The sequence below is a fragment of the Pseudomonas sp. NPDC086251 genome (genome assembly GCF_044746405.1).
Classification (GTDB): Bacteria; Pseudomonadota; Gammaproteobacteria; order Pseudomonadales; family Pseudomonadaceae; genus Aquipseudomonas.
The window spans coordinates 57,893-80,926 of sequence record NZ_JBIVBY010000014.1 but is presented as its reverse complement, the minus strand read 5'-3'; the positions used below and the strand labels follow the sequence as shown (position 1 = coordinate 80,926).

The 23,034-nt window shown below is 59.6% G+C and carries 26 protein-coding genes; 14 read left to right on the top strand and 12 right to left on the bottom strand.

Going from position 1 to position 23,034, the window contains the following annotated elements:
• Window positions 1–2: 2 nt before the first annotated feature.
• From flgH to ACIPL2_RS18045, 4 genes are all read right to left on the bottom strand, one after another.
• Entirely contained in the window at window positions 3–698 is a 696-nt protein-coding gene (flgH, locus tag ACIPL2_RS18060; RefSeq protein WP_401358314.1) for a flagellar basal body L-ring protein FlgH, read from the bottom strand.
• Between the two features lie 51 nt (window positions 699–749).
• Window positions 750–1,535 (bottom strand): flagellar basal-body rod protein FlgG, encoded by a 786-nt coding sequence (gene flgG, locus ACIPL2_RS18055; RefSeq protein ID WP_059407583.1) that lies wholly within the window; start codon window positions 1,533–1,535, stop codon window positions 750–752.
• A 45-nt stretch (window positions 1,536–1,580) separates the two neighbouring features.
• Window positions 1,581–2,321, bottom strand: a complete 741-nt coding sequence (locus tag ACIPL2_RS18050; RefSeq protein WP_401358312.1) for a flagellar basal body rod protein FlgF — start codon at window positions 2,319–2,321, stop codon at window positions 1,581–1,583.
• Window positions 2,322–2,649: 328 nt separating this feature from the next.
• Window positions 2,650–4,209 (bottom strand): sigma-54-dependent transcriptional regulator, encoded by a 1,560-nt coding sequence (locus ACIPL2_RS18045; RefSeq protein WP_401358310.1) that lies wholly within the window; start codon window positions 4,207–4,209, stop codon window positions 2,650–2,652.
• Window positions 4,210–4,615: 406 nt separating this feature from the next.
• Between ACIPL2_RS18045 and phhA the strand changes: the two genes are divergently transcribed.
• The 6 genes from phhA (at window position 4,616) to ACIPL2_RS18015 (ending at window position 9,099) form a co-directional block, all read left to right on the top strand.
• Window positions 4,616–5,407 (top strand): phenylalanine 4-monooxygenase, encoded by a 792-nt coding sequence (gene phhA, locus ACIPL2_RS18040; RefSeq protein WP_059407586.1) that lies wholly within the window; start codon window positions 4,616–4,618, stop codon window positions 5,405–5,407.
• Between the two features lie 104 nt (window positions 5,408–5,511).
• Window positions 5,512–5,868: a 4a-hydroxytetrahydrobiopterin dehydratase gene (locus ACIPL2_RS18035; RefSeq protein ID WP_059407587.1), complete on the top strand. Its 357-nt coding sequence runs from the start codon at window positions 5,512–5,514 to the stop codon at window positions 5,866–5,868.
• Window positions 5,868–7,061, top strand: coding sequence for an amino acid aminotransferase (locus ACIPL2_RS18030; protein ID WP_401358309.1), 1,194 nt, complete (start codon window positions 5,868–5,870; stop codon window positions 7,059–7,061). Before ACIPL2_RS18035 ends, ACIPL2_RS18030 begins: the two co-directional genes overlap by 1 nt.
• A 340-nt stretch (window positions 7,062–7,401) precedes the next feature.
• Window positions 7,402–7,533, top strand: coding sequence for a hypothetical protein (locus ACIPL2_RS18025; protein WP_010461912.1), 132 nt, complete (start codon window positions 7,402–7,404; stop codon window positions 7,531–7,533).
• Between the two features lie 77 nt (window positions 7,534–7,610).
• Complete coding sequence (locus ACIPL2_RS18020) at window positions 7,611–7,793, top strand: hypothetical protein (RefSeq protein WP_008030471.1); 183 nt, start codon at window positions 7,611–7,613, stop codon at window positions 7,791–7,793.
• 106 nt (window positions 7,794–7,899) lie between these two features.
• Window positions 7,900–9,099 carry an MFS transporter gene (locus tag ACIPL2_RS18015; RefSeq protein ID WP_059407590.1) on the top strand — a complete coding sequence of 400 codons (1,200 nt, stop codon included), beginning with the start codon at window positions 7,900–7,902 and terminating at the stop codon, window positions 9,097–9,099.
• Here ACIPL2_RS18015 and arfB read toward each other — a convergent pair.
• Complete coding sequence (gene arfB, locus ACIPL2_RS18010) at window positions 9,096–9,509, bottom strand: alternative ribosome rescue aminoacyl-tRNA hydrolase ArfB (RefSeq protein ID WP_008010994.1); 414 nt, start codon at window positions 9,507–9,509, stop codon at window positions 9,096–9,098. The two genes, ACIPL2_RS18015 and arfB, sit on opposite strands and share 4 nt — an antisense overlap.
• 163 nt (window positions 9,510–9,672) lie before the next feature.
• On the opposite strand from arfB, the gene ACIPL2_RS18005 reads away from it, so the two are divergent.
• Window positions 9,673–10,515: an alpha/beta fold hydrolase gene (locus tag ACIPL2_RS18005; RefSeq protein WP_401358305.1), complete on the top strand. Its 843-nt coding sequence runs from the start codon at window positions 9,673–9,675 to the stop codon at window positions 10,513–10,515.
• An 898-nt stretch (window positions 10,516–11,413) separates the two neighbouring features.
• Here ACIPL2_RS18005 and ACIPL2_RS18000 read toward each other — a convergent pair.
• The gene (locus ACIPL2_RS18000) at window positions 11,414–12,835 is read right to left on the bottom strand and encodes an amino acid permease (protein ID WP_401358304.1); all 1,422 of its coding nucleotides are present in this window, start codon (window positions 12,833–12,835) and stop codon (window positions 11,414–11,416) included.
• An 899-nt stretch (window positions 12,836–13,734) separates the two neighbouring features.
• Between ACIPL2_RS18000 and ACIPL2_RS17995 the strand changes: the two genes are divergently transcribed.
• Entirely contained in the window at window positions 13,735–13,872 is a 138-nt protein-coding gene (locus ACIPL2_RS17995; protein ID WP_282380696.1) for a hypothetical protein, read from the top strand.
• 68 nt (window positions 13,873–13,940) lie between these two features.
• Window positions 13,941–14,906, top strand: a complete 966-nt coding sequence (locus tag ACIPL2_RS17990; protein WP_401358302.1) for a leucyl aminopeptidase — start codon at window positions 13,941–13,943, stop codon at window positions 14,904–14,906.
• Window positions 14,907–15,089: 183 nt separating this feature from the next.
• On the opposite strand, the gene rluB is transcribed toward ACIPL2_RS17990, so the two are convergent.
• The 6 genes from rluB to ACIPL2_RS17960 all read right to left on the bottom strand — a co-directional run bounded on the left by rluB (window position 15,090) and on the right by ACIPL2_RS17960 (window position 20,191).
• Window positions 15,090–16,376, bottom strand: a complete 1,287-nt coding sequence (gene rluB / locus ACIPL2_RS17985; RefSeq protein ID WP_401358301.1) for a 23S rRNA pseudouridine(2605) synthase RluB — start codon at window positions 16,374–16,376, stop codon at window positions 15,090–15,092.
• Window positions 16,377–16,531: 155 nt separating this feature from the next.
• Window positions 16,532–16,723 (bottom strand): DUF1289 domain-containing protein, encoded by a 192-nt coding sequence (locus ACIPL2_RS17980; RefSeq protein WP_401358300.1) that lies wholly within the window; start codon window positions 16,721–16,723, stop codon window positions 16,532–16,534.
• Window positions 16,724–16,867: 144 nt separating this feature from the next.
• The gene (gene scpB / locus ACIPL2_RS17975) at window positions 16,868–17,854 is read right to left on the bottom strand and encodes an SMC-Scp complex subunit ScpB (protein WP_401358298.1); all 987 of its coding nucleotides are present in this window, start codon (window positions 17,852–17,854) and stop codon (window positions 16,868–16,870) included.
• Window positions 17,855–17,865: 11 nt separating this feature from the next.
• Window positions 17,866–18,564: a segregation and condensation protein A gene (locus ACIPL2_RS17970; protein ID WP_401358440.1), complete on the bottom strand. Its 699-nt coding sequence runs from the start codon at window positions 18,562–18,564 to the stop codon at window positions 17,866–17,868.
• 120 nt (window positions 18,565–18,684) lie between these two features.
• Window positions 18,685–19,314, bottom strand: coding sequence for an L-threonylcarbamoyladenylate synthase (locus ACIPL2_RS17965; RefSeq protein ID WP_152974939.1), 630 nt, complete (start codon window positions 19,312–19,314; stop codon window positions 18,685–18,687).
• Between the two features lie 13 nt (window positions 19,315–19,327).
• Window positions 19,328–20,191 (bottom strand): PHP domain-containing protein, encoded by an 864-nt coding sequence (locus ACIPL2_RS17960; protein ID WP_401358297.1) that lies wholly within the window; start codon window positions 20,189–20,191, stop codon window positions 19,328–19,330.
• Window positions 20,192–20,278: 87 nt separating this feature from the next.
• On the opposite strand from ACIPL2_RS17960, the gene ACIPL2_RS17955 reads away from it, so the two are divergent.
• The 5 genes from ACIPL2_RS17955 to ACIPL2_RS17935 all read left to right on the top strand — a co-directional run bounded on the left by ACIPL2_RS17955 (window position 20,279) and on the right by ACIPL2_RS17935 (window position 23,016).
• Complete coding sequence (locus ACIPL2_RS17955; RefSeq protein WP_401358296.1) at window positions 20,279–20,875, top strand: septation protein A; 597 nt, start codon at window positions 20,279–20,281, stop codon at window positions 20,873–20,875.
• 1 nt (window position 20,876) lies between these two features.
• Window positions 20,877–21,176: a YciI family protein gene (locus tag ACIPL2_RS17950; RefSeq protein WP_401358295.1), complete on the top strand. Its 300-nt coding sequence runs from the start codon at window positions 20,877–20,879 to the stop codon at window positions 21,174–21,176.
• A gap of 109 nt (window positions 21,177–21,285) precedes the next feature.
• Window positions 21,286–21,696 carry a translation initiation factor 2 gene (locus ACIPL2_RS17945; RefSeq protein WP_401358293.1) on the top strand — a complete coding sequence of 137 codons (411 nt, stop codon included), beginning with the start codon at window positions 21,286–21,288 and terminating at the stop codon, window positions 21,694–21,696.
• A 7-nt stretch (window positions 21,697–21,703) separates the two neighbouring features.
• Window positions 21,704–22,381 carry a response regulator transcription factor gene (locus ACIPL2_RS17940; RefSeq protein ID WP_027922300.1) on the top strand — a complete coding sequence of 226 codons (678 nt, stop codon included), beginning with the start codon at window positions 21,704–21,706 and terminating at the stop codon, window positions 22,379–22,381.
• A 188-nt stretch (window positions 22,382–22,569) separates the two neighbouring features.
• Window positions 22,570–23,016: a Spy/CpxP family protein refolding chaperone gene (locus ACIPL2_RS17935; protein WP_401358291.1), complete on the top strand. Its 447-nt coding sequence runs from the start codon at window positions 22,570–22,572 to the stop codon at window positions 23,014–23,016.
• Window positions 23,017–23,034 lie beyond the last annotated feature (18 nt).

Below are 23,034 nucleotides of genomic sequence, written 5' to 3'. Positions count from 1 at the left end.
ACCTAGAAAGGGAACAGCGGGCTGAGGAAGAAACGGTCGAACCAGCCTGGCTGACTCGCATCGGCAAACGAACCGGTGCCCGAATAGGTGATGCGTGCATCGGCGACACGGGTCGACGACACGGTGTTGTCGGTGGCGATGTCATCGGCCCGAACCAGGCCGGCGATGCGTACCAGTTCGTCACCGGTATTGAGCGTCAGCCACTTCTCGCCGCGCACGGCGATGATGCCGTTAGGCAAGACGTCGGCGACGGTCACGGTGATCGAACCGGTCAGGCTGTTGCCCTGCCCGGCCTTGCTGTCACCCTTGGTCGCTCGGTCACCTTCGTAGCTGGCGCTCAGGCTCAGGTCACCGTTGCCGAACGGGTTGTTGGTGGTCGCGCTGCTACCGAACAGCGAGCTCAGGCCGATCCCGGTCTTGCTGTTTTTCGCCACTTGCGAGTTGGCGTTTTTGCTGGCCTGGGTTTTCTCGTTCAGGGTAATGGTGATGATGTCACCGACCCGGAACGCCTTGCGGTCGCTGTACAGGTTCTGTTCGAAACCGGCCTGGTAGATCGAGCCGTTGTTCGCGGCAGCCGGCAGCGGCGTGCGCGGCAACACCGGGGCGTAGTAGGGATCATTGGGCTTGGGTGTCACAGGCACACAGCCCGCGAGCACGGTGATCCCACTCACTGCCAGAACAGAAACGAAGCGATTCATGACCCTACCTCACGGTGTTGCAGGCAGCCTCATGGCCGCCTCATAGACTGATTACAGATTCTGCGTTACGAACGAGAGCATCTGGTCGGCGGTGGAGATCACCTTGGAGTTCATCTCGTAAGCGCGTTGGGTGGTGATCATGTTGACCATCTCCTCAACGGTGCTGACGTTGGAGGTTTCCAGGGTGTTCTGCAGCGTGGTGCCGAAACCGGCCAGGCCTGGCGTGCCGACTTGCGGCGCACCGCTGGCAGCGGTTTCCAGGAACAGGTTGTTGCCCACCGCTTGCAGGCCGGCCGGGTTGATGAAGTCGGCGGTTTGCAGGTTGCCGATCACTTGTGAGGCCGGGTTGCCGGTCACGGTGATGGACACGGTGCCGTCGCGACCGACCGTGAAGGTCTGCGCGTCGTTCGGGATGACAATCGCCGGTTCCAGGGCGAAGCCGCTGGCGTTGACGATCTGGCCGTTGGAGTCCAGGTGGAACGTACCGTCACGGGTGTAGGACGTGGTGCCGTCCGGTTGCAGGATCTGGAAGAAACCGCGACCGTCGATGGCCATGTCCAGAGGCTGTTCGGTGGTTTGCAGGCTGCCGGCGGTGAAGTTTTTCTGGGTGCCGACGATGCGCACACCGGTACCCAATTGCAGGCCCGACGGCAGTTCGCTGTCCTGGGTCGACTGGGCGCCGGGCTGGCGTTTGATCTGGTAGAGCAGATCCTGGAACTCGGCGCGGTCACGTTTGAAACCCGTGGTCGACACGTTGGCCAGGTTGTTGGAAATGGTCGTCAGGTTGGTGTCCTGGGCGGACAGACCTGTTTTGGCAACCCATAGAGCCGGAAGCATTCGATTCTCCTCGTGCGCCTGTTTTACGGCGCGACGTTCTGATAATTAGCTGATCTGCAAGACCCGAGCCATGGCCTGGTCGTCTTCTTTGGCGGTGTTCATCATCTTGATGTGCAACTCGAATTGCTTGGCCAGGGCCAGCACCGACGTCATTTCTTCCACGGCGTTGACGTTGCTCGACTCGAGGAACCCGGACACCAGCTTGACGTTGGCATCGGCTTGCGCCGGCTTGCCGTCCTTGGTGTGGATCGAACCGTCCAGGCCTTTGGTCATGTTCTTGAAGTCAGGGTTGACCAGCTTGATGCGGTCGACTTCGGCCATCACGCGCGGGCCTTCGCCCATCGCACGAATGCTGATGGTGCCGTCTTCGCCCACTTCGATTTGCTGCTCGGGCGGCACGGCGATCGGCCCGCCATTGCCGATCACCGGCATCCCGTTGCCGGCCCGCAACACGCCGAGGGCGTCAACGTTCAGGCTGCCGGTGCGCACGTAGCTTTCGCCGCCATCAGGGTTCTGCACGGCGATCCAGCCGCTGCCTTGCACCGCGACATCGAGATCGCGACCGGTTTCCACCAGGGCGCCCGGAGAGAAGTCGGTGGCCGGACGTTCGGACAGGGCAAACGCACGCGCCGGAAAGCTGTCGCCGAACACCGGCATCGACCGCGCCTGCTCCAGGTCTTTCTGGAAGCCGTTGGTGGAGATGTTCGCCAGGTTGTTCGCATGAGCCTTCTGCGCCAGTGCATTCTGGCTGGCGCCGGTCATTGCCACATAAAGGTACTTGTCCACGCTCTTTCCTCTGCCTGCCGGACGTTTGCCGTCCACTGCTGTACTGATCAGCCATAAGCAATTTGCAGACCAACTTTTTTCTGGCGACGCGGGGCCCGGCAAACAAAGGACTTGAGGGGTGTAGAGGGGAATCGGGGATTGTGTCGAAGACGAAAAACCGGCGGTGTTATGCCGTTTGGTGGCAAGGCTTGACCTTGGGCAACGGCCACTACTGTCTTCGCGAGCAAGCCCGCTCCCACACTCGACCGAGATCCTTCAGGAAAAATGCGATTAAATGTGGGAGCGGGCTTGCTCGCGAAGGGGCCATCACAGGCAATACAGCTATCAGCTATGACTCGCTCTTGCCGACCTCGTACTCACGCAACTTGTTGGCAATGGTCGTGTGCGAAACCCCCAACCGTTTGCCCAGTTGCCGGCTGCTTGGATGTTCCGAATACAAGCGCTCCAGCACTGCTTTCTCGAAGCGCCCGACGATCGCATCCAACCCGCCCTCGAGGGAAAAATCGCCAAGCGGCTGACGCACGCCGTAGTCCGGCAAGCGAATATGTTCGGCCTTGACCGTCCCGCCCTCGCACAGCGAAACCGCCTGGAACAACACGTTCTCCAACTGCCGCACATTACCCGGCCAATGGTAATGACTGAGCCGTTCCATGGCGGCAGGGGCCAGTTTCGGCAACGGGCAACCGATCTGTCGGCTGGCCTGGTCGAGGAAGTGTTCCACCAGCGGCGTCAAACCATCGAGGCATTCGCGCAGCGGCGGAATATGCAGCGAAAGCACGTTCAAGCGGTGATACAAATCCTGGCGAAATTCACCGCGCGAGCACAGTTCGGACAGGTCGACCTGGGTCGCGCAGATCACGCGCACATCCAGATAAACCTCTTCATCACTGCCCACACGACGGAAGCAACCGTCCTGCAAGAAGCGCAGCAATTTCACCTGCAAGCGCGGGCTCATTTCCCCGACACCGTCGAGAAACAGCGTACCGCCCGCCGTCAGTTCCAGCAGCCCGAGCTTGCCTTCGGCCCGCGCCCCTTCAAAGGCGCCAGGGCCGTAGCCGAACAACTCGGTCTCGGCCATCGATTCCGGCAATCCGGCACAATTGAGCGCCATCAACGGTGACTGCCCCCGCGGACTCGCCAGGTGGCAGGCTCGCGCCAACAACTCTTTACCGGTGCCGGTTTCCCCTTCTATTAATAACGGCGCATCCAGCGGCGCCATGCGCCGGGCTTCGCGTACCACCGCAGCCATCACTTTCGAGCTTTGGAAGATGCTGTCGAACCCGCGCAGTTCCTGCTTGCGCACGTTATAGATGCGCTCGCCCACCCGGTCGGCGCGGTGCAGCGTGAGGACCGCGCCGGCCATGGCTTCGCTGTCGTCATGCTCCGATTGCAGCGGCGCGATGTCAGCGAGAAACACGTCGCCCTTGACCTTCACCCGCAGCCCGTTGATCCGCGACTTGTTGGCGCGTACCAGTTCCGGCAGGTCAAAATCCTCGGCGTAGCGCGACAAGGGGATCCCCGGCACCTCGTCCACCCGCACCCCAAGCAATTGCGCCGCTGCGCGGTTGGCCGCGACGATCGAGCCGCCCATGTCGATCGACAGCACCGGGAACTCCAGGGCGCCGAGCAACGCGTTAAGCTCCATGTGCCGACGCTCGCTGGGCATCAGCCCTACACGCTTGACGCCGAAGACCCCGGCAATTGCCTCGAATTTCGGACGCAACGCCTGGAACTGGATGTTGATCAGGTTGGGGCAATGCAGGTAAATGGCATTGCCATGCTCACCGCCGACCTCGCCGCGAGCGACGTTGATCCCGTACTCCACCAACAGGTTGAGAATGTCGCGCAGGATGCCGATGCGGTTCTGGCAGTGGACTTTGATACGCATATAAAACACCCGAAGAAGCGGTGATTGGGGTTGTGATGCCTGGCGCGCAACCTGTGGGAGCGGGCTTGCTCGCGAAAGCGGTCTGCCGGATACATCTACGTTGGATATGCCGACGCCTTCGCGAGCAAGCCCGCTCCCACAGGGGTATCGCAGTACCCTAGCGATGTATTTTTCTGCGATTACGCACAGTTTGTTGTCAAGATTATGTGACAGCTGGAGTTCTTTTCAAACCCGGAAATCTCAATACCTGCGCGACAACCGCCAAACCGTAACGAAAAGTTTACGAATATCGACGAATTTTCCTACGCATGACGCGGATCACCTGCTGCAACCTCGCAATCCTTGGGGTATTTCTAAGTCAATAGCAGGACATAACAAGAACGAAATCCCCTAGCAGGAGAGCAGCATGAAGCAGACGCAATACGTGGCTCGCGAGCCCGATGCGCAAGGTTTTATCGACTACCCCGCTGAAGAACACGCGGTGTGGAACACGCTGATCACTCGCCAACTGAAAGTGATAGAAGGGCGTGCGTGCCAGGAGTACCTGGACGGTATCGAAAAACTCGGTCTGCCCCACGACCGCATTCCGCAACTCGGTGAGATCAACAAGGTCCTCGGTGAAACCACCGGGTGGCAAGTTGCCCGAGTGCCGGCGCTGATCCCCTTCCAGACCTTTTTCGAATTGCTGGCCAACAAGCAGTTTCCGGTGGCGACCTTTATTCGTACCCGCGAAGAGCTGGATTACCTGCAAGAACCGGACATTTTCCACGAGATCTTTGGCCACTGTCCGCTGCTGACCAACCCCTGGTTCGCTGAATTCACCCACACCTACGGCAAACTCGGCCTACAGGCTTCCAAGGAAGAACGCGTGTACCTGGCGCGCCTGTACTGGATGACCATCGAGTTCGGCCTGGTCGATACCCCGCAAGGCCAGCGCATCTACGGTGGCGGCATTCTGTCCTCGCCGAAAGAAACTGTTTATTGCCTGTCGGACGAACCTGAGCATCAGGCCTTCGATCCGCTGGAATGCATGCGCACGCCGTACCGCATCGACATTCTGCAGCCGCTGTACTTTGTCTTGCCGAACCTCAAGCGCCTGTTCGACCTGGCGCATGAAGACATCATGGGCATGGTCAAGCAAGGCATGCAGTTGGGCCTGCACGCACCGAAATTTCCGCCAAAACCCAAAGCGGCGTGATCCGCGACTTTTACGATCAAGTGAGTCTGTCAGGAAGCCACGATTTGCTTTAGCGTGGTGATATTGACGGCCGATTTCCATTTATTCGATTTCAGGAACCCATCATGTCCACATTGAACCAAGCCCACTGCGAAGCCTGCCGCGCCGATGCTCCGCAAGTCAGCGACGAAGAACTGCCGGTACTGATCAAGCAGATCCCGGACTGGAACATCGAAGTGCGCGACAGCGTCATGCAGCTGGAAAAAGTCTTCCTGTTCAAAAACTTCAAGCACGCACTGGCGTTCACCAACGCTGTTGGCGAAATTTCCGAAGCCGAAGGTCACCACCCGGGCCTGCTGACCGAGTGGGGCAGTGTCACCGTGACCTGGTGGAGCCACTCCATCAAGGGCCTGCACCGCAACGACTTCATCATGGCCGCGCGCACTGACGAAGTCGCCAAAGACGCCGAGGGCCGCAAATAATGCATTTCGACGCCATAGGTCGAGTACCCGGCGACCCGATCCTCGGCCTGATGGAGGCCTATGCGCAGGACCCCAACCCGCGCAAATTCGACCTTGGCGTGGGTGTCTATAAAGATGCCCAGGGCCTGACACCGATTCTGCAGTCCGTGAAGCTCGCCGAGCAGCGGCTGGTGGAGCGTCAGTCCACCAAGACCTACATCGGCGGCCACGGCGAACCGGCGTTCGGCAAGGCGATCAATGAGCTGGTGCTCGGCGCCGACTCGAAGCTGATCGCCGAACAACGTGCTGGCGCCACCCAGACGCCGGGCGGCACCGGCGCGCTGCGCTTGAGCGCTGACTTCATCGCTCAATGTCTGCCGGGCCGTGGCGTGTGGCTGAGCAACCCGACCTGGCCGATTCACGAAACCATCTTTGCCAAGGCCGGGATCAAGGTCAGTCATTACCCGTATGTCGGCAGCGATAACCGCCTCGATGTCGAAGCGATGATCGCGGTGCTTAAAGAAGTGCCGAAGGGTGACGTGGTGTTGCTGCACGCGTGCTGCCACAACCCGACCGGTTTCGACCTGTCCCATGACGACTGGCGCCGGGTACTGGACGTGGTGCGCAGCCGTGATCTGGTGCCGTTGATCGACTTCGCCTATCAGGGTTTCGGCGACGGGCTGGAACAGGACGCCTGGTCGACCCGGCTGTTCGCCACCGAGTTGCCGGAAGTGCTGATCACCAGTTCCTGCTCGAAGAACTTCGGCCTGTACCGCGACCGCACCGGCGCGCTGATTGTCTGTGCGAAAACCGCTGACAAGCTGATCGATGTCCGCAGCCAACTGGCCAACATCGCCCGCAACCTGTGGTCGACGCCACCGGATCATGGCGCTGCCGTGGTCGCGACCATTCTTGGCGACCCGGAACTGAAAAGCCTCTGGGCCGACGAAGTGGAAGCCATGCGTTTGCGTATCGCCCAACTGCGCAGCGGTCTGCTGGAAGCGCTTGAGCCTCACGGTTTGCGCGAGCGCTTTGCGCACATGGGTGTGCAACGCGGGATGTTTTCCTACACCGGTTTGACGCCGGATCAGGTCAAACAGCTGCGTGATCACCACAGCGTCTACATGGTCGGCACTGGCCGGGCGAACGTGGCCGGGATTGATGCAACGCGCCTGGACCTGCTGGCCGAGGCGATTGCCGAAGTCTGCAAATAACCCCTGCTGCCCTCCTCCCCGCAGACCCATTAGCCATTGGCCCGCAGGCCCGTTGGCCCGTTGGCCCGTTTGAACCGTTTGACCCGTAGGAGCTGTCGAGTGAAACGAGGCTGCGATCTTTTGATCTTGTTTTTTTAAGATCAAAAGATCGCAGCCTCGTTTCACTCGACAGCTCCTACACGGGGGCCATCAACAGTTGCTAAACCTGTATAGACAAGCCCATCCGTCGAAACAAATAGATATAAAAGTCTATTTGTCATTTCTCCTGCTGTATCCTTCCCAGGCTTTTTAAAAGCGCGGATCTACCAGATCTATCAACAGACTTTGCGAGGAGCGCGAAATGCACGAGATCCCTAATCTCCCCTTCCCAAGCCTGCACGAAACTGAGCAGACGACCACGCAACAAGCCGGTGCCCAACAGCCCGAGCCAAAAGAAGCCACTGAACGCCGCCAGGCCGACAGCGAAGACTGAAACACCTGCAATGCCAGACCGTGTGGAAAGCGCTAACATGCGCTTTCCACACCGCCTGAACCCTTGAGTTGCACACCATGACCGATGATTTCAGCGAGACCCAAGCCAGCGTGCTGATCGGCACTGCCGAGAAGATGATCGAGATCTGGAATCGTCTTTCCCCTGAGAAACAAGCCGCCCTGCTCGCCCGTTTCGGCAGCGAAGAAAACGCCCTGGCCGCCCTGGTCACGACGCAACTGGTTGCCCCCGCCAAACCCTGAGTCACCGCCGCCCGGCAAATAGTTTTACTTTTTCCACGACCGCTGGCCGCTCGCGCCGCTATCATAAGCAGCCTATCTATCCTGCTTTCCCGTGGACCCTTTACCCATGTCTGAAAACCAGCGCCCCCTGGCGGTCACGCTGCAAGTCGTTTCCATCGTCCTGTTCACCTTCATCGGCTACCTGAATATCGGCATTCCCCTGGCCGTGTTGCCGGGCTATGTTCACAGCGACCTCGGTTTCGGCGCCGTCATCGCCGGGCTGGTCATCAGCGTGCAATACCTGGCCACCCTGCTCAGCCGCCCTTATGCCGGGAAGATCATCGACAACAAGGGCAGCAAACTGGCGGTGATGTACGGCCTCGCCGGCTGCGGTTTGAGCGGTGTGTTCATGCTGATCTCGGCCTGGACCCAAAGCCTGCCGACCTTGAGCCTGATCAGCCTGTTGATCGGCCGCCTGGTGCTCGGCAGCGCGGAAAGCCTGGTGGGCTCGGGCTCGATCGGTTGGGGCATCGGCCGGGTGGGCGCGGCGAATACTGCGAAAGTCATTTCCTGGAACGGCATCGCCAGTTATGGCGCACTGGCCATCGGCGCACCGCTGGGCGTGCTGCTGGTCAATCAATTGGGTTTGTGGAGCATGGGCGTCAGCATTGTGCTGCTGGCCGTTTTGGGTCTGGCACTGGCCTGGCCGAAAACCGCCGCGCCGATCGTCGTCGGCGAGCGCTTGCCGTTCATGCATGTGCTGGGGCGTGTGCTGCCACATGGCTGCGGGCTGGCGTTGGGTTCCATCGGTTTCGGCACCATCGCAACCTTCATCACACTGTATTACGCCACGCAGCACTGGGAAAACGCGGTGCTGTGCCTGAGCCTGTTTGGCGCCAGCTTCATCGGCGCGCGATTGCTGTTCGGCAACCTGATCAACCGCCTCGGCGGCTTTCGCGTGGCGATTGCCTGTTTGTCGGTGGAAACACTGGGATTGTTGCTGCTGTGGATGGCGCCGGACGCTCATTGGGCACTGGCCGGCGCGGCGTTGAGCGGTTTCGGCTTCTCGCTGGTGTTTCCGGCGCTGGGGGTGGAAGCGGTCAATCTGGTGCCGGCCTCCAGCCGTGGCGCGGCGGTCGGGGCTTATTCGCTGTTCATCGATTTGTCGCTGGGGATCACCGGGCCGGTGGCGGGTGCGATTGCGGCGGGATTTGGTTTTGCCTCCATCTTCCTGTTCGCTGCCCTCGCCGCTCTGAGCGGTTTGGCACTGAGCGTTTACCTGTACCGGCAGGCGCCCAAGTATCGTGAGGAAAGAGCTGCCCGCTAAAAATCGACCTTGCCGCGTCCAGCCTTGATGCTGCCGCGCTTGGTCTTGGACTCAAGCCGACGCTTCTTCGAACCGAGTGTCGGCTTGGTCGGGCGGCGCTTCTTTTCCACTTTAGTGGCGCTGAGGATCAACTCGGTCAACCGCTCCAGCGCATCCGCGCGATTGGCTTCCTGCGTCCGGTATTGCTGAGCCTTGATGATCAACACCCCTTCGCTGGTAATGCGACTGTCGCGCAACGCTAGCAACCGTTCCTTGTAGAACTCGGGCAAGGACGAGGCCGGGATGTCGAAGCGCAGGTGCACGGCGCTGGAGACCTTGTTGACGTTCTGCCCACCGGCGCCCTGAGCGCGAATGGCGGTCAACTCGATCTCGGCATCCGGGAGGTGCACGTTGTTGGAAATTACCAGCATAGGTCGTTCACAGTGGCTCAGTCAGGCGGCGGTCATTATCCCAGTGTTTCATTCCATAAGCGTATCTTTTCACCGGCGAGCGAAAGTCAGACCGTCCGGCCACTTGGTTCTACGCTAAAGAATCCGGATCAGATTGATCACGCCTTTTTTAGTGGAGACACCTATGCCTCGTCGCTTGCTTGCTGCTTTCTGCCTGCTGCTGTCCGTCAACGCGGTCCACGCTGCAGAACGCTGGGAAACACTGCCGCCCACCCCCGCCCCCATCACCAGCGCAAAAACCGGCCATGCCGACGTCAATGGCATCAAGCTCTACTATTCGATCACAGGGCATGGATCGCCCGTCGTGCTGCTTCACGGCGGCCTGGCCAATTCCGATTACTGGGGTAATCAGGTCAAGGCCCTTTCGGCGAAGCACACCGTCATCACCCTCGACAGCCGTGGCCATGGTCGCAGCTCACGAGATGCGCGACCTTTCGGGTATGACCTGATGGCGGACGATGTCATCGCCGTGCTGGATAAACTGAAGATCGAGCGGGCGGACGTTGTAGGTTGGAGTGACGGTGCCATTCTTGGGCTGGATTTGGCGATGCGTTACCCACAGCGTGTTGGCAAGGTGTTCGCCTTCGCCGCCAATACCCAGACGTCGGGCGTCAAGGAAGGTGTCGAGAAGAACCCGACGTTCGCCGCCTACATAGAACGCGCCGGCAAGGAGTACGCGAAGCTGTCGCCCACTCCCAAAGAGTACGACGCGTTCGTCGAGCAGATCAGCCATATGTGGGCGAGCCAGCCAAACTGGACGACCGAAGACCTGGCGAAAATCAAAAGCCCGGTCCTGATTGTTGATGGCGATCATGACGAAGCCATTAAACGCGAACACACCGAATACATGGCGTCGGCCATCCCTGGTGCGGGCCTGTTGATCCTGCCCAATGTCAGTCATTTTGCCTTTATCCAGGATCCGGAGTTTTTCAATGCGTCGGTGCAGAGCTTTCTGGATCACAAGTAATGACTGATGAACAAACAATAAACCCCCGGAATTCTGTTTACTTAAGACAAGTTGGGATGGGATGGGATGGGATGGGGGAGCATATCCATTTCTGCGGTAACGGCTGCTTATGGTTTCGCTCTTACAGCGAGTGACTTGGAAAAGCCCCAAGTAACCAAGGGCTTTTGCCCCGCCATTTGGTGCCTCGCCTAGGCTCGGCATGCCCTCACTCCGGCATTGCTCCGGGGGCCCGCCGCCATCGGCCATCCATGGCCGGGGGCGGCTACCGCGGCATCCTTGCCGCGGTGCCCCCTGCACAACGCCTGCGTTCGGCCTCTGGGAAAGGGGCAACAGATCAAGATCAAAAGCCGAAGCAGAGCAACGGCAAGATCAAAAGCGAACACAGTGTCCAAAATCAGCGTCCCCCTGTAGGAGCGAGCTTGCTCGCGATGGACCCACAGGCACCGCGTTTATCCTGTTAACACGCGCCGTCATTGACGTTCTTCGCGAGCAAGCTCGCTCCTACAGGGGGAATGCATTGCCGTGAAATCAGGTCGGCCTGCAGGCCGCCGTGCTTTTGATTTTGATGCACCGCCCCATCGTGAGGCCGAGTGGAGGTTCTGCGCAGTGGGCAACCCGGCAGGGATGCCGGGTTAGCCAGCCGCCCCCGGCCATGGATGGCCGATGGCGGCGGGCCCACGGAGCAGGACCGGAGCGAGGGCATGCCGAGCCACAGCGAGGCACCGAACGAAAGGGGCAGAAGCCCTTGGTTACTTGGGGCTCTTCCAAGTGACACGCCGTAAGGGCGGAACCAATATCAGCCGTCACCAAAAAAACGGATATGCCCCCCAACCAAAGCCCCCGGATAGCGTGAACAAAAAACCCGGCACATGGCCGGGCTTTTGTTTCCGCATTTACATTATTTCGCTACAGAACCCGCAGCCTGCAACACCTGCTGGTCACGACGCTTATTCTTGATGCCATAGCAAACCCACATGAACGCAACCCACACCGGAATCGCATACACCGAGATCTGGATGCCCGGAATCAACAGCATCACGCACAAAATGAACGCCACGAACGCCAGGCAAATGTAGTTGCCGTACGGGTACCACAGGGCCTTGAACAGCGGCGTCTGTTTAGTCTTGTTCATGTGTTGGCGGAATTTGAAGTGCGAGAAGCTGATCATTGCCCAGTTGATCACCAGGGTGGCCACGACCAGCGACATCAACAGTTCCAGCGCGTTTTGCGGGATCAGGTAGTTCAGCAACACGGCGATCAACGTCACCGCCGCCGAGGCCAGAATCGAGCGCACCGGCACGCCGCGTTTGTCGATTTTCACCAGGGCTTTCGGCGCATCGCCCTGCTCGGCCATGCCCAGCAGCATACGACTGTTGCAATAGGTGCCGCTGTTGTACACCGACAACGCCGCGGTCAGGACCACGAAGTTGAGGATGTGCGCAGCGGTGTTGCTGCCCAGCATCGAGAACACTTGTACGAACGGGCTGCCGCTGTAGGAATCGCCGGAAGCATTGAGGGTCGCCAACAGGCTGTCCCATGGAGTCAGCGACAACAGGATGACCAGTGCACCGATGTAGAAAATCAGGATCCGGTAGATCACCTGGTTGATCGCTTTCGGGATCACGGTTTTCGGCTTGTCTGCTTCCGCTGCGGTGAAACCGAGCATTTCCAGGCCGCCAAAGGAGAACATGATGATCGCCATGGCCATCACCAATCCGCTGACACCGTTCGGGAAGAAGCCGCCGTGGGTCCACAGGTTGCTCACCGCCGCTTGCGGGCCGCCGTTACCGCTGACCAGCAAGTAGCTGCCCAGGGCAATCATGCCGACAATCGCCACGACCTTGATGATCGCAAACCAGAATTCAGCCTCGCCAAAGACTTTGACGTTGGCCAGGTTAATCAGGTTGATCAGGATGAAAAACCCGGCTGCCGAGACCCAGGTCGGGATGTCCGGTGCCCAGTAGTGAATGTACTTGCCGACGGCGGTCAGCTCCGACATGCCCACCAGAATGTACAGAATCCAGCAGTTCCAGCCCGACAGGAAACCGGCGAAACCGCCCCAGTATTTGTGCGCGAAATGGCTGAAGGAACCGGCCACGGGTTCTTCAACAATCATTTCGCCCAGTTGACGCATGATCATGAAGGCGATGAAACCGCAGATGGCATAGCCGAGGATCATCGACGGGCCAGCGGATTTCAGGACCCCGGCCGAGCCGAGGAACAAGCCTGTACCGATCGCGCCACCGAGGGCGATCAGTTGAATATGACGATTTTTCAGGCCGCGTTTCAGCTCGCCTGAATGCGAGTTTTGTCCACTCATGAAAAGGGTCTCACGCAAGGTTTGATGATGTTCGTTAGACGTTGCTGCTCGGATGCGTTGTCAAGCAGCGCCGATCAAACCCCAGCGCAGGCAAAAGGCGTTCAGCGATTTTTTTACAACGGTCATGCGTCACCTGTTTGTTTTTATCTGTGACGAAATCGAACCCGACACGCTCGTGACGCGGCGGAGTGAACAAGGCGGATAGCCTTGAGGTTTGCGCAGATGCGCAGGAGGTCACAGTTAAAACGCGGCGCATTGTACACCTGTAACCCCCTGCTGCCAGACACCGCTGGATCAGCGCGTCGTTTGCCGGGATTGCCTGTGTCCGCCCCGAGCGTCTCGGGCGGCTGCAAAAAATGAGTCAGACCTTTGCGGGTCATCGACGGGGACGGCGGAAAAATCGCCCCACGGGGAGAGATGAAGATCAGTCACGGCGTACATTGCGCCTCCTTCTTGTTATGCACCTGCACGGCAGGCATGGGGCGCATCTCACCCTTCCACAGCGACTGAAACAAGCGCGCCAGAGCCTTGTGTCGGGATCAAACCGCGTCTGGACGGCAGGTTTTCCTTACACCCATTCCGTAAGCGTCAATCCAAGGGCGTTGCGCCTGGAATTCGTCAGCATTTCCTTACACCCCGTAACGAATATTTTCCGAATCAGATCTCGCCGTAGGACGACTGCAAATTGACGTTAGGAAGCTTCCTAAGGAAAAAGTCGAGTTAGTTTTCTGTTTTTTATTAATAAACTGCCTTTCAAAAAACAGAATAAAAAGTTCAACCCATTCTTATTTGATTATTTTTTTGCATTATCAAACCCACTGAACTAGGTTTTCAGCGACTTGCCGAACCGCATCAACCGGCAAGTTGTTCTTACTCAAAAGTCATCTAGGAGATTCACCATGCAAGCACTGGACAACGACTTGGAAACTGAACTGCAACTGGACGATTGGTTTGAAGCACCGACCCATGAAGCCGCCGTTGAAATGATGCAAGCCGACGCGGTTGTTCCGTTCGGCACGGCGATGTGGCCTTTGTAAGACATCCCGGCAGGTACGATCCGGCCGGTCGTGCCTGCCACTTTGCTCGGTTTGTCAGGGAGGACTACATGGATAAGCAACGCGCCATCTCGCATTTCCTTTACTACCTCGAACAACACCCGGCCCTTGTCGGCATCGATCCGGCGAAGGTCCTGCTCGGCCATACCGCTGATTACCAGGCACTGACCGGCGCAATCGTCGAACAGGCCGGTAGCAGCCCACCGTTCAGCTTCAGCGCGATGCGCCTGGACCTCGAACCCGCTGAATCACTGGCCCAGGCCATTGCCGACAGTGATCTGTATATATTCTTCTACGACTCTTCCACCCTGCCCAACCCGCGCCCCGAAGGCCCGGATTTTGTCCGTGCGCTGCAAGGCGTCATGGCGCAAAACTGGAAGAAGTCACTGCTGTTCAAGGATTACGGCGATTACTTCTACGACACCTTCAGTGTCACCCCGCAGCGCATTGCCGGGTTGAACAGCCACTTGATCCAGCGCCTGTCCCACGCGACGACGTTAAGTTTCAAAGATGATCACGGCTCATGGTTTGAAACGCCCTTGAGCAGTATCAAGAAGTGGACCGACATCAATGGTGTCGGCAACTTTGATCTGGCACCGGGTGAAATCGCTACACACAGCGAGGCCATTAATGGCCGGGTGAATTTTGTCGGGACGTTTCTCGGTACGATTCCATTCGCCCGCAAATACGGGGTGCTGGCGTCACCGCTGGAGTTGTGGATCGAGAACTCGACCATCAGCAAAATCGCCACCGATGTACCGGGGCTGGAACATGACTTCAACAAGTACCTGGAGGCCAATCCATCGAATCGGCGGATCGAGGAACTGGGCATCGGCACCAACGAAGGCGTGAAGGCGCTGTACGCACGCAATGCCGGGTTCGAGGAGCGCCATTGCGGTCTGCACCTGGGTTTGGGGGGTGGCGCCAAGGGCAGCCATCATCTGGACCTGATCTTCTCCAGTGGGGTGTTGGCGCTGGATGACAAGCCGGTGTTTGATGGGCGCTTTGTGTTCTGACTGAGTTTGAGGGTGCTGCTATCGACGCCTTCGCGGGCAAGCCTCGCTCCTACAGGTACAGCGTCGTCCTTGTAGGAGCGAGGCTTGCCCGCGAAGAGGCCCGAACATTCACCCCATCACTTAAGCCAGACCAAAAAAAACGCCATCCCGAGGGATGGCGTTTTTTCATGCGGCGCTTACCAATTACTCAGGCTTGCGACGACCGAAGCCCGGACGCTGGCCGGAACCGGCTGGCGCACCGCGGCGTTTGCCCGATGGCGCGTCACGGTCGACCAGGACGATGCCTGGGCGTTTCTTCGGCGCTGGCTTGGCCGGGCGCTTGGAATCAGCTGGACGGTCAGCCACTGGCGTACCGCGACCCGACTCACTACGACCGGCTGGAGTACCGCGATCGCTGCGACCACCGCTTGGCGCACCGCGGCCTTCGCCACGTTCAGTGCGACCGTTGGCCGGACGTGGCGTGCGTGGACCGCGCTCGCCGTCTGCACGGGGTGCAGCGGGTTTGCGGGCTGGACGCTCGCCTTCGATATGCGGTTCGCGGGTATCACGCGGCGTAGCAGCGGTCTGGTTACCGATGGCTGGACGCAACGAACGCACGCGTTCGGTCTTGCCCATCGGACGCGACGATTTACGCTGCATGCGATCGAGCTTGTCTTTGCTCTTGGCAGTCATCTGCGGCATGGCCACAGGCGTCAGGCCGACTTCAGCACTCAGAATGTCGACTTCGTACTGGCTCATTTCGCGCCAGCGACCCATCGGCAGGTCGGAGTTGAGGAACACTGGACCGAAACGCACGCGCTTCAGGCGGCTGACCACCAGGCCCTGGGATTCCCACAAGCGACGGACTTCGCGGTTGCGACCCTCCATCACCACGCAGTGGTACCAGTGGTTGAAACCTTCGCCACCGGGCGCCTGCTTGATGTCGGTGAACTTGGCCGGTCCGTCTTCAAGGACGACGCCTGCTTTCAGACGCTCGATCATCTCGTCATCGACTTCGCCACGTACACGTACCGCGTATTCACGGTCCATTTCGTAGGAAGGGTGCATCAGGCGGTTGGCCAGTTCACCGTCGGTGGTGAACATCAACAGACCGGTGGTGTTGATGTCCAGGCGGCCGATGTTGATCCAGCGACCTTCTTTCGGACGCGGCATCTTGTCGAATACAGTCGGACGGCCTTCCGGATCGACACGGGTGCAGATTTCGCCGTCGGGCTTGTTGTACATGATCACGCGGCGTACCGACTCGGCGGCTTCTTCGCGCTTGATCACGCGGCCATCGATGGTGATGGCGTCGTGCATGTCGACGCGCTGGCCAAGGGTGGCGTCTTTGCCATTGACCTTGATGCGGCCGTGGCTGATCCAGGCTTCTACGTCACGGCGCGAGCCGACGCCGATACGGGCGAGGACTTTCTGCAGTTTTTCGCCTGCTGGGCCGATTTCCTGGTCGTCTTTCTGGTCGTTGATACTCATCTGGGCACCTCCCGGTGTGGTCTGTTCAGGCAGCTCTGAAGTGAGGGGCCTGAAGCGTTGAAAGCTGGGTCTCGGACGAAGGGATCGTCGGAGGGTCGCGAATCATACGCTCATGAGAGCGTTCGCGCATCAGAGACTAGCTGATGAATGGCAACTTACCGGGATTTCCGCCGACCGGTGGCGCCCAATTTGATCAAGCGCAACGCGGCTTCGGCGAGAACGGTGCGTTTGTCGGTCTTGTCGAGTTTCTTCCAGGCCTTGATCTCGCGCTTGCTGCGGCCACAACCGAGGCAGATGTCGTCGGTGAATTTGCAGACGCTGATGCAGGGGTCTTTGGTTGAGCTCATCGAAAACTCCAGGTCAAACACTTTGAAACCGACACTGATCGAATGTGGGAGCGGGCTTGCTCGCGAAAGGGGTGTATCAGGCAACGATGATGTCGACTGACACACCGTCTTCGCGAGCAAGCCCGCTCCCACATTTGATTTGCGTCAATCATCGAATTCGCGGCGTTCGGCTTCGATCGCTTCGGCCAGTGCGCGGGCTTCGGCTTCTTCGTCGCTCAATTCGGGCTCGGGCAGGTGTTGCTCAAGCGCGGCGACGGCGGCGAGGAGTTTTTCGCGGGCTTCAGCGACGCCGAGCACGTCGTCTTCCTGCGCTTCTTCCTGCTCTTCTTCAAGTGTGGCTTCGGGCTCGACCTGAAGTTCAACTTCAATCGCAGGCTCAGGCTGATCCAGAACCTCTTCGCTCTCCGTCACCGCCCCATCGCGCAACAGGTCGTCGAAGTCGGTCTTGATCCCCTCCTCCATGGTGTCCAGTTCCAACAGCAACGTATGGAAACTGGTTTCTTCCTTGGGTTCTTCCGGTTCGGCGCTGGCATCCGCCAGTTCTTGCAGCCCGGCCGGCACCGGCGCGTCATCGAAATCGAGCACTGGATCGGGCTCCAGCTCGCGCAGGTCGGCCAGGGGCGGCAAGTCGTCGAGGTTCTTCAGGTTGAAATGATCGAGAAACGCTTTGGTGGTGGCGAACATCGCCGGCTTACCAGGCACGTCGCGATAGCCGACGACACGAATCCACTCCCGCTCCAGCAGAGTCTTGACGATGTTGCTGTTGACCGCCACACCCCGCACGTCTTCGATCTCGCCTCGGGTGATCGGCTGGCGATAGGCGATCAGGGCCATGGTTTCGAGCATGGCGCGGGAGTAGCGCTGCGGGCGTTCTTCCCACAAGCGTCCAACCCACGGCGAGAACTTTTCGCGGATCTGCAGGCGATACCCGGAGGCGACTTCCTTCAGCTCGAAGGCGCGGCCGTCACAGGATTTGGCGAGAATCGTCAGCGCTTTCTTGAAGACCGGCGGCTCCGGGCGCTCGCCTTCTTCGAAGAGTTCGAACAGGCGTTCAAGCGATTGCGGTTTTCCCGAGGCCAACAGAAAGGCTTCAAGCAGTGGCGCCAGCTCGCGGGGTTCAGTCAGGTTCATGATTCAACTCGTTATTCGGCTCGGGCCCGGACATGGATCGCCGCGAACGGCTCATTCTGCACCAGCTCGACCAAGGATTCCTTGACCAGTTCGAGGATCGCCATAAAGGTCACGACCACCCCCAGCCGACCTTCTTCAGCGGTGAACAGCTCGACAAAGGGCACGAAACCGCCGCCCTTGAGCCGTTCCAGCACATCGCTCATGCGTTCGCGGGTGGACAGTGCCTCGCGGCTGACCTGGTGGCTTTCGAACATGTCGCCACGGCGCAGCACCTCGGCCATGGACAACAGCAGCTCCGACAGACGCACGTCCGGCAACAACTTGCGTGCCCGGGCTTCCGGGGCATCCAGCTTGGGCACCACCACGTCGCGGCCGACCCGGCTCAGGCCATCGATGCCTTCGGCGGCAGCCTTGAAGCGCTCGTATTCCTGCAAGCGGCGGATCAGTTCGGCGCGCGGGTCGTCTTCTTCGGCTTCGATCGTTTCGGCGCGCGGCAGCAGCATCCGCGATTTGATCTCGGCCAGCATCGCGGCCATCACCAGGTATTCGGCGGCCAGTTCCAGGCGCACCGACTGCATCAACTCGACATACCCCATGTATTGGCGGGTGATTTCCGCCACCGGGATGTCGAGGATGTTGATGTTCTGTTTGCGGATCAGGTACAGCAGCAAGTCGAGCGGACCTTCGAAAGCCTCGAGGAAGACTTCCAGGGCATCCGGCGGAATGTACAGGTCCAGCGGCATTTCCAGGACCGCCTGGCCATAGACCATGGCGAAGGGCAGCTCTTGCTGGGCGCCGGCCTGACTGTCGACGGGTTCTACAGCAGACATCTAGGCCTCGGCCATGAACGGCGTCGGGTCGCCGCAACCGACACGGATCACTTCCGGCTCGCCGTCGGCGAGGTTGATCACGGTGGACGCCTTGATCCCGCCGAAACCGCCGTCAATGATCAGGTCGACCTGATGCTCGAGCAACTGACGCATTTCGTAAGGATCGGTCAACGGGTCGGTGTCGCCGGGCATGATCAGGGTCACGCTCATCAGCGGCTCGCCGAGTTCTTCCAGCAGCGCCAGGGCAATCGGATGACTGGGCACCCGCAGGCCGATGGTGCGTTTTTTCGGGTGCAGCAACAGCCGCGGGACTTCGCGGGTGGCGTTGAGAATAAAGGTATACGGCCCCGGCAAGTGGGCCTTGAGCAAGCGAAAAAGGCCGGTGTCGATCTTGGCGAACAGCCCCAGTTGCGACAGGTCGCTGCAAATCAGCGCGAAGTTGTGTTTGTCATCCAGTCCACGTAACCGGCGCACGCGCTCCACGGCATTCTTGTCGCCGATCTGGCAACCAATGGCGTAGGACGAGTCTGTGGGATAAATCACCACCCCGCCTTTGCGGATGATCTCGACAGCCTGTTTGATCAGGCGCGCTTGCGGGTTTTCCGGATGAATCTGGAAAAATTGACTCACATTCTCTACCTGTTCAGACGGCGGCAATAATTGGGTCATGTTTGAATCGACACCACAGTGGTGGCAGATCCTCCGGGAGCGGGCGGTATTCGCCGATCTCGGACCAGCCTCCAGGGCCATGAAAATCACTGCCGGCGCTGACCAGCAGACCGAACTCGCGGGCAAGAATGGCCAGGCTGCCCACTTGCTCGGCGGGCTGATGGCCATTGACCACTTCGATCGCGTGGCCGCCTGCTTGAATATAGTCAGAAATCAGGCGACGACGTTTGCTGCGAGTGAAATCGTAATGCCAGGGATGCGCCAGGCTGACCCAGGCTTTGGCGGCGCGCAGGGTTTCGACCGTCTCTTCCAGGGTCGGCCAGTGTTGCTTGACGTCCCCCAGCTTGCCGGCACCCAGCCATTTGCGGAATGCTTCGGCGCGATCCTTGACGAAACCTTCGCGCACCATCCAGTCGGCGAAGTGCGGACGGGCCGGCGCGTTGCCGCTGTCGCCCAGTTCCTGCTGAATGGCCCGGGCCCCTTCCAGCGCTCCCGGCATGCCCTTCAACACCAACTTACGGCTTATTTCTTCGGACCGTAGCCAACGGCCATCGTGCAATTTAGCGATGGCTTCGACCAATGCCGGTGCGTTGACGTCGAAACCGTAGCCCAACACATGAATGGTCGCGCCGCCCCAGGTGCAGGACAATTCGACGCCGTTGACCAGTTGCATCCCCAGCGCAGTCGCCGCGTGGCGGGCCTCATCGAGGCCTTCGAGGGTGTCGTGATCGGTCAAGGCCAGGACTCGCACGCCTTTCTCGAACGCACGCGCAACCAGTACAGCAGGCGCAAGAGCGCCATCGGAGGCGGTGCTGTGGCAGTGCAAATCGACATTCACGGGGATGTGTAACCTCAAATCAGCTGGCGCTATCGCGCGCCCATATGTTTGTTATTATGCCGCCACATCCTGCTTCTGGCTGCCACTGTGAAACAATTCATCGATTTCATCCCGCTTCTGCTGTTTTTCATTGTCTTCAAGATCGACCCACGGGTCGTCGACATTGCCGGCCACGAGGTAACTGTAGGCGGTATTTACAGCGCCACAGCGATGCTGATCATCAGCTCCGTGGTGGTTTACGGCACGATCTTCATCAAACAGCGCAAGCTGGAGAAGAGCCAGTGGCTGACGCTCATAGCCTGCCTGGTCTTCGGCAGCCTGACGCTGGCGTTCCACAGCGAGACCTTCCTCAAATGGAAAGCCCCGGTGGTCAACTGGCTGTTTGCCCTCGCCTTCATTGGCAGCCACTTCATCGGTGAGCAGTTGCTGATCAAGCGCATCATGGGCCACGCGCTGACCTTGCCGGAGCCGGTCTGGACGCGCCTGAACATCGCCTGGATCGCCTTCTTCCTGTTTTGCGGCGCCGCCAACCTGTTCGTCGCGTTCACTTTCCAGAGCTACTGGGTCGACTTCAAGGTCTTCGGCAGCCTGGGCATGACGCTGCTGTTCCTGGTGGCCCAGGGCATCTACCTGTCTCGTCACCTGCACGACACCGATACCACTACGCCAAAAACCGAGGACTGACATGCTTTACGCAATCGTTGCCACAGACGTCGCCAACTCCCTGGAAGCTCGCCTGGCCGCACGGCCTGCGCACCTTGAGCGCTTGCAAGTGCTCAAGGGTGAAGGTCGTATCGTATTGGCGGGCCCGAACCCGGCCGTCGACAGTAATGATCCGGGCGCAGCGGGTTTCACCGGCAGCCTGATCGTCGCCGAGTTCGATTCCCTGAGCGCCGCCCAGGCCTGGGCCGACGCCGACCCGTTTGTCGCCGCAGGCGTCTACGCCAGCGTTTCGGTCAAGCCGTTCAAGCAAGTCCTGCCGTAACTTCCCGCCGCGCGATGAACCTTATCGGTTCATCGCGCTCTCAACGCTCATTATTCTCGTTTGCCGGCCGACAACCTGCCCAATACTCGTATTGGAATCAGGAGTCGCGATGCGCAAAGGTCCGTTGTGTCTGATGTTGGTCACGTTGTCGATCGTGGCACCTGCCCACGGTGAAGAGAGTGCAGGCGGTGGTTCAACGCCCCTGTCCTTGAGCGCCGGCGGCCAGATCGCCGAGTTGCAGCAGCGCTTGAAGGTGAGTGAGCAGCAACGAGAAGAACTGAACAAACAACTGCAGAATACCGATAGCGAACGCGAAAGCGCTCAGCTGGGCCGGTTGCGCCAGGAGAACCAGCGTCTGAAGCTGCAACTCAAGGAAGCCCAGGCGAGCAGCCCGCTGCCACGCTTGCTGACTGATCAGCAGCAATGGTTCGTGATTGGCGCGGGAGTAGCGCTATTGGCTCTGCTCTGCGGTATCTTCGCCAGTGGTGTCACCAGAAAACGTAGGCAATGGCTAAATTGAGTGAGTCATGAGCGAGCTGTTATTAATTGATGATGACCAGGAGCTGTGTGAGCTCCTGAGCAGTTGGTTGAGCCAGGAAGGCTTTCAGGTCCGTGCCTGCCACGATGGGCAGAGCGCCCGTCGCGCACTGGCGGAAACGTCGCCGGCAGCCGTGGTGCTGGATGTGATGCTGCCGGATGGCAGTGGCCTGGAGTTGCTCAAACAACTGCGCAGCGACCATCCGGACTTGCCGGTGCTGATGCTGTCGGCCCGCGGCGAACCGCTGGACCGCATCCTCGGCCTGGAACTTGGCGCCGACGATTACCTGGCCAAACCGTGCGACCCACGGGAACTGACAGCCCGTCTGCGCGCCGTGCTGCGCCGCAGTCATCCGGCGGCGGTGTCGAGCCAGCTCGAACTGGGCGACCTGTGTTTCAGCCCGGTGCGCGGCGTGGTCAGCATCGACGAACAAGAATTCACCCTCACCGTGTCCGAAAGCCGTCTGCTTGAAGCCTTGCTCAAGCAACCCGGCGAGCCGCTGGATAAACAGGAACTGGCGCAGATCGCCCTCGGTCGCAAGCTAACCCTGTACGACCGCAGCCTGGACATGCACGTCAGCAACCTGCGCAAAAAGATCGGCCCACACCCCGACGGCCGCCCACGCATCGTTGCCCTGCGCAGCCGCGGTTACTACTACAGCCTCTGAAACCGAACGCGATTGCGTTCGGCTTTGTAGCAGCTGTCATGTTTCGCCAGAGGCAACGTGTTGGAATTGTCAGGTCGGTGCGAAATCGTCTTTACCCAAGCTTTACGCTCCGCTGACCGCCGCTGACCTTGATCTCCGTAATCTGTACTCATCCGGAACGTACCGGGAACGAGACAAGGAGATTCACCATGCGCAAGACTCTTATCGCTCTGATGTTCGCTGCCGCCCTGCCGACCGTTGCCATGGCCATGCCTGAAGGCGCCGGCCCTATGGGTCCGATGGACGGCTCGCGCCACGGCGGTCAGATGCACGGCATGCACGGTAAAGGCCCGTACAGCCAACTGGACCTGAGCCGCGAACAGCGAGAGCAGATCCGCAAGATCATGGGCGAGCAGATGCATTCGCGTAAGCAAGTGGTCGACAAGTACCTGGAAAAACTCTCGCCAGCCGACCAGAAAGCCATGAAAGACGAAATGGCGGCCAACCACAAAAAAGCCGAAGCGGACGTCCGCGCAGTGCTGAAACCGGATCAACAGAAGCAGTTCGACGAGATCCAGAAAAAGCAGGCTGAGCGTCGCGCAGAATGGGCCGAGTTCAAGGCCTGGAAAGCGCAACAACCGCAAAAAGCGCAATAATGCGCTAACCCCGACCCA